The sequence below is a fragment of the Desulfothermus sp. genome, assembly GCF_053993635.1.
Genome location: NZ_JBMYBT010000047.1, coordinates 19,871 through 30,689 on the forward strand (window position 1 = coordinate 19,871; position 10,819 = coordinate 30,689).

A 10,819-nucleotide genomic window follows, 5' to 3' on the forward strand; every position below is an offset into this window, starting at 1 on the left:
ACTTTCCTTTTTTGACCTGGAAAAAATTGAAAAAATACCTATAAGTACAATTAAAATAACAAATCCTATTAAAATTCCTATAAAAAACCGAGAATTTCCATTTAGATCAAGTCCCAATCGTTTAAAAAAAGATATTTGCTTTTCATAAGAATAATCTACAATCCACAGAAATAATCTGTCTAAAACAATATAATATTTTTCATCCCATCTATTAGGGATTGGACAATTTTGAAATATTCCATTATATGGACTCCTGTAGATTCTTAATATCTATCAACAGGGGAAAATAGATGCTTTTGTTTGAACCATTTCATTTTCCAGTCTCCAACATAGATACTTATCTATTTTTACCACCACTTATCATGTTTATTATCTCATCTATAGTATCACCAGCAGGAGTTTCTGGTGCCTTTATTTTGCTTCCATTACAAATGAGTATTTTTGGATATATATCCCCTGGGGTTAGTGGAACCAACTTTATTTACAACATTACATCAATTCCCCTAGGATCTTATCAATACATACGGGAAAAACGCATTTCCTGGACCCTACTTCTATTATTTCTCATTGGAACTGTACCTGGAATCTTTTTTGGATATTGGATACGAATAAAATATTTACCCAATCCTATGTATTTTAAAGTATTTGTGGGTATTATCCTTTTTTATTTGGGAGTTAGATGTCTTATGGACGCTTTTGTCTCAAAAAACACAAAACCAAAGAAAATAGAGGTATTGCAAGAAAAACTAAGTCTCCTAGCAGCAAGCATATCAACTCCTGATGCCAAAATCAATTACAACCCTATAGCTATATTAGTCCCATCCCTGTTAACAGGGGTAATAGGAGGCGCATATGGTATAGGAGGTGGTGCGATTATGTCACCATATTGTGTGGCAGTTTTGAAATTACCAGTCCAGGTTGTGGCTGGAGCAACCCTAATCTCAACATGGATTTCTTCAATAATAGCTGCATGTTTTTATGGTTTTGGCCCGTTTTCCTCTGACCCCTCTACAGTACCAGATTTCTTATTAGGGCTACTTTTTGGCTTAGGTGGCATGGCAGGGATTTATGTGGGTACAAAACTTCAGTCTAAATTACCTGCATCCATTATAAAATTTATCCTTGGCATAGCAGTATCCCTTATCGCTATAAGATATATTTCCACTCCTTTTATCAGATAATATTTCTATTGCCTTACCAGTTAAAACTGATTATATTTTTTATTATTCCTTAACTAAATTTATCAAACTAAATCAAAAATAAAAAAATGGCGAGAAAAGAACCACCCCCAAAACAAGAAGAAGGCGCACCTGAGTGGTTGACTACGTTTTCTGATCTTATGTCCCTTCTTTTGACCTTTTTTGTGTTACTTTTATCCTTTGCCAACATGGACATCCAGAAATTTCAGGATATGCTGGGATCAATAAAAGATGCCTTTGGAGTGCAGGTAAAAAGACAGCAGGCTGATTATGTGGCATTTTCTCCGTCAAAATATGAAAGTAAAGTAAAGCTAACAAAACAGGACAAAGATATACTTGGGATGGTTTTAACAGTAAAGTCGTTGTTAACTGATGTCCAACAACAGACGCCAATGGATATTTCCTCTGAAGATAATGGGGTATTGATTAGAATTCAAAGTGATGTGATGTTTAAAAAGGGAACAGCCAAGCTGCTGCCTTCTTCTAAGAAAGTTTTAGATTCCATAATAAAATTACTCAAAAAAAACGACTGGATGGTGGCTATCAGAGGACATACAGACGATATTGAAGCAAAAAATTCTAAATATTCTTCAGCGTGGGAATTATCAACAGCTCGCGCAGCTGCAGTGCTTCGATATCTTCTTGAAAAAGGTAAATTTAATCCAAGAAGGTTTAAAGCTGAAGGATATGCTGATACCCTCCCAATAGTTCCCAATATATCAGAAAAAAATAGACAAAAAAATAGAAGAGTTGAGTTTTATTTCTACCGTCCTAACGTGTAACCTTACTTTTTCTCCCTCAAAGCAGGGGCTAAAAATGCCAGGAGTTTTTCTTTGGTTATTGCAGGATGTTCACCATTTGCAATGGAAACTATCCCTTCAATAATAATCTCCATATAAAGGGCCTCTTCCTTTGACCTTTCTTCTAATTTTTTTGCAATTGGAATAAATGCAACATTTGCCAGGACCGCACCATAGAATGTAGTAAGCAGTGCCACTGCCATTGCAGGTCCAATGGATGAAGGATCGTCAAGAGTCTGTAACATTTGAACAAGACCAATCAGTGTACCGATCATTCCAAATGCAGGTGCCATAGATCCCATTGATTTAAATATATCCTGACCCGTGGAGTGCCTCTGTTGCATAAATGCAAGCTCAATCTCCAAGACAGATCTAACTACTTCGCTGTTATTTCCATCAGCAACTAGTATACAACCTTTTTTTAAGAATTCATTATCCGTAGCTGCTTTTTCCAAGGCCACCAGCCCATCTTTTCTTGCAACCTCTGCAAGAGAGGTAATCTGGGAAATTATCTGATTAGGGTCCATGGATTTGGTAAAAAATGCCTTCATGGCGACTTTAATGGCTCCAAATACAGTGCCCATGGGAAACATAATAAAGGTAACCGCTATTGTTCCACCAATAACAATTAATATAGATGGTACATCTATAAATGCCCCAAGACCACCACCCATAAAAATAGAACCAATAATAAGTCCAAATCCTGCAAGAAGTCCTATTAAGGTCCCTATATCCATATTGACACTCCACTATTAAGAATACATAACTATTTTGCGTTATTATTTTTTGTACGGTTAAATAATAATCACAATAAATTTTACTATTAATTCAACATGCTAAATATAAAGCTTGTTCGATTACTAATACCCCTTCAGTTTTTCAAATTTTGAGATATTCACTTCACCATCTTTAAAATAAAAAGTAGTTCCTTTAATAAACTCGTCCACTTTATAATATGCAGGTCCAATGGATATTTCTACTCCTGGATGAATCTCACCACGTACGATAACGCGACAATTATTTAAATTTTTTGACCTAATGGAAGATGCTATACGATTTAAGTGTTTAGTAAGTATCTTAATTTTCTTTCTAATTTCCTGTATTTCCAAGACTATTTCAGGGTCATCTTTTGATTTTCTTTTTAATTCCAAAAAATCCAGTCTGTTGTGTAGTTTCTCTAATCTCATCTCCAAATTTGAAAATTTATACATATCAACTGGATCATATCCCAGGACCAAAATTGTTGGCACATTAAAACCACCACCTAGCTTTCCCTCTATCAAAATCTTCTCACCGCAATAAATATTTCCCCCAATTAATTTGTCACCGACTTTTATATTCTTACCTACGTATAAGTTTGAGTGAAGACAATGTCTGTCAATTAATATAGATCTCTTGGCTAATAATATTCCATTTTCACAATATCGACAGTGAATATTATTTTCTGCAGTTAGAATCGCCTTATTTTCTCCCTTTACCCCACCTTCTACAGAAATAGAATTAAGGGCCTTTATTTTTGCGCCTTCTACAATGCCTTTTACTAAAATAGAATTCCCCTGCACTTCAAAACCATTTTTTACATCTCCATGGACTACCACATTGTTCACAAAATATACATTACCTGTATGGAAATCTACGTTACCCCTTACATTCAAAAGGTTTTTGACTGAAATATTGCCATGTTCGTCATAATAAACATATCCATTGACCAAAGATATAAGCTGATTTGGATTTTTAGGATTTACAGCACAATTGGAGCCAATAGGGAACTTCTTTTCTTTGTAAATAAATCTGTCATCATATTTGTCCACCTCTTGAGGTGAAATTTCCTCGAATTCAGCAATAACCTGATTCCTAATAACATTTTGAACATAACCGAGATTATAAAAATCCATTTTACCATCTTCTTTCTCCTTTGGTTTTAAATCCCTATAGTTAAAATCTGGATCAAAAAAGTGACGAAGGTAATACATAAATTTTCCCTTTGCCATATAAATACTTACGAATCCTTACTCCAATAATTATCCCTAACAATATCCCCAATTCATTAGCACAAATATCCATAATTGAAAATTCCCTAAAAGGCACAAAAAACTGCATATATTCCAAGATGATACCTACCATTAAACTCATAAGGGATAAAAAAGTTGCTTTTGTGATATTAATTGAATATACAAAAGGCATAAGTGATAATAAAAAATACATCCCCATGTGATAAAACTTATCAGATTGCTCAAACTCATATGGTGGTCTTACTCTAGGAGACAAAGATAGCCATATATCCGTGACTAAAAGAAGGACCCATAAGATAGCCAAAATCATCTGAAATTTGTTAATTCTTTTGAGTGCCATATAATATTTTACCTATATTTATACTTAATGGTGACTTCATTATTACCTAACCTAATCTTGCATATAATTACAAGTAACTATATCTTCAGTTGCAAAACTTAAAATAAACCGAATTTTGCAAAACCTAAAAAATTTTTTTATTCTTAAATAAAGGGGTTAGTCAATGGATAATAAGGAGAAATTGTCATTTTTGGTGCTCCACGGATTTGGAGGCTCTCCATTTGAGGTAGAACCAGTGGTTGATGTGTTAAAAGAAAATGGTTTTAAAAATATCGTTTGTCCAACTTTACCTGGGCATTGTGAGGACATTAATGCCTTTAAAAAAACACGGTTTAAAGATTGGGTATTGGAAGCAGAAAAAAATTACTTGGAACTTTTTCATAAAGGACTTAGACCAATTGTTATTGGGCTTTCAATGGGTGGGAGCATAGGAATGTATCTTGCCCAAAGATATCCGGTCTCTGCACTAATTACAATAGCCTCTCCAGTCTATCTATACAAATTATTTCCTTTTGAGGGTCCATCTAAATTACTACCTTTAATTGGAATTTTGCGATTTATAAAACCAGTTGTAAAAGTGCCAAAAGCAACTAAAGAGGCCAGAGAAATAGCACCATTTAAAGGATACGATGGATTTTATGCACTAAGCCCGTTATATAGCTTTATAAAGGCATTAAAAAATATAAGGTATAATCTTCCACTGATCAGTTGCCCTATACTTGTTTTACATTCGCCCCAAGATATATCTGTTCCTGTTTCTAATGCATGGGAAATCATAACAAAGGTAAGATCTGAAGTAAGAAAACTGGAGTTGTATCCAATTATGGAACAAATAACCACAAGACATTTGCTTACTACCCACAAGGAAACCAAAGATAAAGTAAAAAAGTCAATTTTATCTTTTATCTATGAAATAAATCAAATATGACATATATCCCAATAACTAATCATAATAATGACGAAAAAATTAATGAATGGTCATTGGTCTTAACAGCACTATGCATTGATCATGTTATACAAAAAACTGAGAATGGATTTTATTTAAAGGTAAAATCCGAAGACAAAGAACGAGCTATCAAAGAAATTTTGGAATTTGAGAAAGAACTAGAAGAAGATCTAAAGGAACAAAACCACGAAAATACTAAAAACATCAAATCTGGATACAGCATAGAAAGCTCCATCTGGATATTATTTTTTATTTTTTTATTTCACATAATATCAAAAAACCTCTTCCCACCATTAGAACAACTTGGATGTGCCAATAGTTGGGCAATTTATAAAGGAGAATGGTGGAGGCTTATAACAAGCCTAACCCTCCATAAAAATATCCCTCATGTCCTCTCCAATATATTTTGGGAGGGAGTATTTATCTACTTTCTTTTAAAAGAGATTCCTCCATCTATTGGCTGGGCACTGATATTTCTAGGAGGGGCTCTGGGGAATTTGTTTAATTATTTTTTTCATCCATTAAGTCACATTAGTCTTGGTTTTTCCACGTGTGTATTTGCAACAATTGGAATCTCTATTGGCATTAGAGGTATTCAAAACCCTAAAGATATCGGAGTATATGCAATGAGTGGATTGGGACTCTTTGCCATGCTTGGAATTGGTGCCCAAGGTGTTGATGTAGGAAGCCATTTCTTTGGACTCATTACAGGATTTATAATTGGCGCTGTTTTTCAACTACTAAATTTAAATATAGCAAAGATAAAAGCAGGATATCTCTTTTTTGCCTTATTTTTAATCATTGCTATATCTTGGACCTTAGCTATATTTTGGGGTAAAAATTATGTGTAATTGCAAATTTTCACCTTAGCTAAAACTCATTTTTGTTCATCTTGAATTATAATCTGGCACGGGATTTTTTAATATATAATTGTACAGGGCTGAAAAGATATTTTTCTTTATTCTTGTCTCCTTGAACCAGATTTGTTCAAAAAACTCCATTACCTTATATCTTGATGTATCTTTCGCTGATGGACATGGATTTTCTACAACTGGTATATCAAATTCCTTTGCCAGTTTTATAATTTTTTGCTTTTCAATTAAAAGGAGCGGACGAATAAGATAAAATTCACCTTTAAAAAAAATCTCTTTTGGATACATGGTCTCAACCCGACCACCGTAAAATAGATTCATAAAAAATGTACTCACCAAATCGTCACCTGTATGGCCAAGGGCAAGATGAGTTAATTTAAATTCCTTCACTAATTCAAACAACCTCTTTCTTCTCCGCCAGGCGCAAAAAAAACAAGGAGAATTTGATCTATTCTCATCACTATGGGCCATTAAACCAAAATCAGTTACAGAAAAATAGCCTGAGACGCCTAACTCTTTTACCCATGAAACAAGATGGTTGTGATTATTTCTATCAAACCCAGGATTAATGTGAAGGGCCATAAGCTCAATCTCAAAAGGGAGCTTCTTTTTTATCAAAGTTAAAATCTTTAGTAAAACTCCACTATCAACTCCCCCTGATATGGCAACTCCTATCCTGGCTCCAGGAAAGAGCATATTTGCTGAGGCCATTAATTTTGATGTTTTTGAAATACATGATTTTTGAATATATGAAATCTTCCCCACCTAAGAAATTCCTCCTTGTGAAATTCTTGTGTATTGACTACCAGACAAACTATGTTTATAGCTTATAAGCGACCTATCAAATTCTTCCCAACAAATCACTTCATAATTACAAAAGAGGGAAGATATTCATCTAAAAAATCAAGGAGATTAATATGGCAAGAATTACGGTAGAAGATGCACTTAAAAAGGTCAACAATAGGTTTATTATTGCACACATGGCTATGAGAAGGGTTAGAATGTATCATCAAGGCTATAAACCCCTTATAGAATGCAATAACACTGAGATCGTAACTGCCTTGAGGGAAATCGCTGCAGGAAAAGTAAAGCTCAAAAAATCCATTAAAGAGGCAGGAATAGAGGTTTAAATTACCATGAAAAGAGATTACTATGAGATACTTGGCGTATCTAAAACCGCAACCACAGAAGAGATAAAAAAGGCATATAGAAAACTTGCCTTCCAATACCATCCAGATAGAAATCCTGACGATCCAGAGGCAGAACAAAAATTTAAGGAAGTAAGCGAGGCCTATCAGGTTCTAAGTGACCCACAGAAGAGGTCCACCTATGATAGATTTGGCCATGAAGGCTTAAATAACTTTGGTTACAATAATTTTAAGTCCAGTGAAGACATATTTGAGGAGTTTTTTTCCTCATTCAATGATATGTTTGATGATTTTTTTGGTTTTGGAGGACGTAGAAGAAGTGGAACTAACAGGGCCAGGAGAGGATCAGATCTAAGATATGACCTAACAATATCGTTTGAACAAGCCGCATTAGGCGCTCAAGTAGAAATAGAAATACCTAAGGAAGAGGACTGTCCAGAATGTTCAGGTTCAGGGATTGAGCCAGGTCATTCAGCAGAAACTTGTTCATATTGTGGGGGGAGAGGACAGGTCTTTCAACGCCACGGCTTTTTCAGAATCTCAACCACATGCCCCCAATGTGGTGGAATGGGCAGAATAAATAGACATCCGTGTAAACGATGCCGTGGGGAAGGGAGAATAATAAACAACAAGAAAATAACTGTAAACATCCCTCCTGGCGTGGACAATGGAACCAGGCTTAGACTGAGAGGCGAAGGAGAAGGCGGAAGTTTTGGCGGACCTGCAGGTGATCTCTACGTGGTACTCAGTGTTGAGCCCCATGATACTTTTAAGAGACAGGGACAGGACTTGATAGTTCCAATAGAGATCTCATTTGTACAGGCTGCATTGGGTGCAAAAATAGAAATTCCAACATTGGAGGAACCTGTAAAGGTTGAAATACCAAAAGGAACTCAGCCAGGGGAAGTACTCAGGATAAAAGGTCTTGGAATTCCTTATGTAGGTCAGAAAAAACGAGGAGACCTCCTTGTTGAGGTAAACATAAAGACACCTACTAATCTCTCAAAAAAACAAATTGAACTATTAAAAGAATTTGAAAGACTTGAGAAAAAAAAGCCCAGAAATAAGGTAAAAAATTTTTTTAAAAGGGCCATGGGAGGATAAATGGAGCACAAATTAACTCATGTATTAGATGATGGCTCTATAACAATGGTGGACGTCTCAAAAAAAAAAGATACCAGAAGGATAGCCATATATGAAATTGTTATAAACCTATCAGAAACCACCTATAATCTCTTAAAAAAAAATAGTCTCCCCAAAGGCGATGTGTTAAACACCGCCAAAGTAGCGGGAATCCTTGCTGCCAAAAACACCCCTCACTTAATACCCCTGACTCATCCTCTACCCTTGACTTACCTAGACGTTAGATTTTACCTAAATGACCAGGAATTTTCCATTAGGATAGAAGCTGAAGCAAGGACCACTGCTAAAACAGGAGTGGAAATAGAAGCAATGGTAGCAGCCCATATTGCTGCTATAACAATCCATGATATGTGCAAATCAGTTCAAAAGGATATTTTAATATCAGAAGGAAAACTCGTATATAAAAGTGGCGGAAAAAGTGGAGAATATACCTATAATCCTGGGTAAATTAGTAATGGGGCAAATGGATCCTTAAATACTATCCTAACTTCCCAAAAACAATCATTTTGTCTTTTAATCAGGGACTTGACATGAAAAGAGAGAAACAAATTACCCCTCTTAGTCAAATAAGAAATTTTAGCATAATAGCTCATATTGACCATGGTAAATCCACTCTTGCCGATAGGATCCTGGAGATAACAAAAGTGGTATCACAAAGGGAGCTTAGAGAACAATTTTTAGATCGTCTGGACTTAGAAAGGGAAAGGGGAATTACTATAAAATCTCAAACAGTCCGGATACCTTACACCCATACAGATAATCAAAAATATATTTTAAACCTCATAGACACTCCAGGACATGTGGACTTTAATTATGAAGTCTCAAGGAGCCTGGCTGCATGCGAATGTGCTGTTTTACTTGTTGATGCAACCCAGGGAGTAGAAGCCCAAACTCTAGCAAATGTATATTTGGCATTGGAGCATGATTTAGAGATAATACCAGTTTTAAATAAGATTGATCTACCAAGTGCAGAGCCTGATAGGGTAATTCAAGAGATTGAAGAGGCCATTGGACTGGATTGCACTGATATAATAATGGTTAGTGCCAAAACAGGAGAAAATGTAGATAAATTAATTGATGCTATTATAAAAAAATGTCCTCCTCCAAAAGGCGATATTAACGCACCCTTAAAGGCCCTGATCTTTGATTCATGGTATGATTCCTATCTTGGAGTAGGGGTGTTATTTCGCATTTTTGATGGATATTTAGAAACTGGCCAAGAAATTCAGATGTTTTCAACTAAAAAGAGATATGAAATTGTGCAACTTGGAGTCTATTCGCCAAATCCAAAAGAAGTCAATTTTTTAGGGCCTGGAGAAGTAGGTTTTTTATTTGCAAATATTAAAGAAATCAAAGACGCACGAGTAGGTGACACAATAACCTGGGCAAATAATCCCACTAAAAAACCGTGTCCTGGATTTAAACGAGCTCAACCAATGGTCTTTTGTGGATTGTATCCAACTGAACCAGCAAAATTTGAACTTCTAAAAAAATCCTTAGAAAAACTCCAATTAAATGATTCTGCATTTGTATTCGAGCCTGAAACATCTACTGCGCTTGGCTTTGGTTTTAGGTGTGGCTTTTTGGGATTGCTCCACATGGACATTATTCAGGAGAGGCTTGAGAGGGAATTTAAGGCAGAGCTTATTGCCACTGCCCCGTCTGTTGTATACGAGGTCAAGACCACCGATGGAAAGGTCTTTAAAATTGATAATCCCAGCAAGATGCCTCCCCCTGGGAAAATCGCTGAAATCAAAGAACCTTTTGTAAGGATGGATATCCATGTACCCCATGAATATGTGGGAAATGTACTTTCCTTATGTGAAGAAAAAAGGGGAGTGCAAAAGGACATTAGATACCTATCATCTTCTAGGGTAATTGTTACATATGAGCTTCCTTTTGTTGAAATAGTGTACGACTTCTTTGACAAACTAAAATCCTATACCAGGGGATATGCATCTCTTGATTATGAATTTATAGGATTTTATCCTGGTGATATGGTTAAGTTAGATATTCTTATAAACGGCGAGCCAGTGGATGCCCTATCAACCATTGTGCACAGGGAAAATGCCCATAGGATTGGGAGAGAGCTTGCCCTTAAATTAAAAAGGATCATTCCAAGACAATTATTTGAAGTAATTATCCAGGCAAGCATAGGAACAAGAATTGTTGCAAGGGAGAGGATCCCGCCTTTTAGAAAAAATGTTACAGCTAAATGTTATGGAGGAGACATAACCAGGAAAAGAAAACTGTTGGAAAAACAAAAACAGGGCAAAAAGAGAATGAAAAAAATGGGTAACATTGAAATCCCACAAGAGGCATTTTTGGCAGTGCTTAAAAAGGATTAAGTGATTGTGGA

Annotated in this window: 12 protein-coding genes; 8 read left to right on the forward strand and 4 right to left on the reverse strand. The window is 35.5% G+C overall.

Annotation, left to right across the window (positions count from 1 at the left end):
• Positions 1-290 precede the first annotated feature (290 nt).
• Both ACY2V1_RS03600 and ACY2V1_RS03605 read left to right on the forward strand, forming a co-directional pair.
• Positions 291-1,181, forward strand: coding sequence for a sulfite exporter TauE/SafE family protein (locus ACY2V1_RS03600; RefSeq protein WP_461833428.1), 891 nt, complete (start codon positions 291-293; stop codon positions 1,179-1,181).
• Positions 1,182-1,267: 86 nt separating this feature from the next.
• The gene (locus tag ACY2V1_RS03605; protein ID WP_461833429.1) at positions 1,268-1,981 is read left to right on the forward strand and encodes an OmpA family protein; all 714 of its coding nucleotides are present in this window, start codon (positions 1,268-1,270) and stop codon (positions 1,979-1,981) included.
• Positions 1,982-1,983: 2 nt separating this feature from the next.
• Here the strand turns inward: ACY2V1_RS03605 and ACY2V1_RS03610 are convergent, their stop codons facing one another.
• The 3 genes from ACY2V1_RS03610 to ACY2V1_RS03620 form a co-directional block, all read right to left on the reverse strand.
• On the reverse strand, positions 1,984-2,736 hold the full coding sequence (locus ACY2V1_RS03610; protein ID WP_461833430.1) for a motility protein A: 753 nt from the start codon (positions 2,734-2,736) through the stop codon (positions 1,984-1,986).
• A gap of 123 nt (positions 2,737-2,859) precedes the next feature.
• Complete coding sequence (locus tag ACY2V1_RS03615) at positions 2,860-3,972, reverse strand: FapA family protein (protein WP_461833431.1); 1,113 nt, start codon at positions 3,970-3,972, stop codon at positions 2,860-2,862.
• A complete protein-coding gene (locus ACY2V1_RS03620; RefSeq protein ID WP_461833432.1) occupies positions 3,947-4,351 on the reverse strand; it encodes a VanZ family protein in 405 nt (134 codons plus the stop codon). Before ACY2V1_RS03620 ends, ACY2V1_RS03615 begins: the two co-directional genes overlap by 26 nt.
• A 163-nt stretch (positions 4,352-4,514) precedes the next feature.
• Here ACY2V1_RS03620 and ACY2V1_RS03625 point away from each other — a divergent pair, with 163 nt between their 5' ends.
• Both ACY2V1_RS03625 and ACY2V1_RS03630 read left to right on the forward strand, forming a co-directional pair.
• Entirely contained in the window at positions 4,515-5,279 is a 765-nt protein-coding gene (locus tag ACY2V1_RS03625) for an alpha/beta hydrolase (RefSeq protein WP_461833433.1), read from the forward strand.
• On the forward strand, positions 5,276-6,148 hold the full coding sequence (locus ACY2V1_RS03630) for a rhomboid family intramembrane serine protease (RefSeq protein WP_461833434.1): 873 nt from the start codon (positions 5,276-5,278) through the stop codon (positions 6,146-6,148). The genes ACY2V1_RS03625 and ACY2V1_RS03630 overlap by 4 nt, the downstream gene beginning before the upstream one ends.
• A 36-nt stretch (positions 6,149-6,184) precedes the next feature.
• Here ACY2V1_RS03630 and ACY2V1_RS03635 read toward each other — a convergent pair whose 3' ends face one another.
• Positions 6,185-6,934, reverse strand: coding sequence for a tRNA lysidine(34) synthetase (locus ACY2V1_RS03635; RefSeq protein WP_461833435.1), 750 nt, complete (start codon positions 6,932-6,934; stop codon positions 6,185-6,187).
• 152 nt (positions 6,935-7,086) lie between these two features.
• Between ACY2V1_RS03635 and rpoZ the strand changes: the two genes are divergently transcribed.
• From rpoZ to lepA, 4 genes are all read left to right on the forward strand, one after another.
• Positions 7,087-7,299 (forward strand): DNA-directed RNA polymerase subunit omega, encoded by a 213-nt coding sequence (gene rpoZ / locus ACY2V1_RS03640; protein WP_461833436.1) that lies wholly within the window; start codon positions 7,087-7,089, stop codon positions 7,297-7,299.
• A 6-nt stretch (positions 7,300-7,305) separates the two neighbouring features.
• A complete protein-coding gene (dnaJ, locus tag ACY2V1_RS03645) occupies positions 7,306-8,421 on the forward strand; it encodes a molecular chaperone DnaJ (protein ID WP_461833437.1) in 1,116 nt (371 codons plus the stop codon).
• Positions 8,422-8,907 (forward strand): cyclic pyranopterin monophosphate synthase MoaC, encoded by a 486-nt coding sequence (gene moaC / locus ACY2V1_RS03650; protein WP_461833438.1) that lies wholly within the window; start codon positions 8,422-8,424, stop codon positions 8,905-8,907.
• An 83-nt stretch (positions 8,908-8,990) separates the two neighbouring features.
• Positions 8,991-10,808: a translation elongation factor 4 gene (gene lepA, locus ACY2V1_RS03655; RefSeq protein ID WP_461833439.1), complete on the forward strand. Its 1,818-nt coding sequence runs from the start codon at positions 8,991-8,993 to the stop codon at positions 10,806-10,808.
• Positions 10,809-10,819 lie beyond the last annotated feature (11 nt).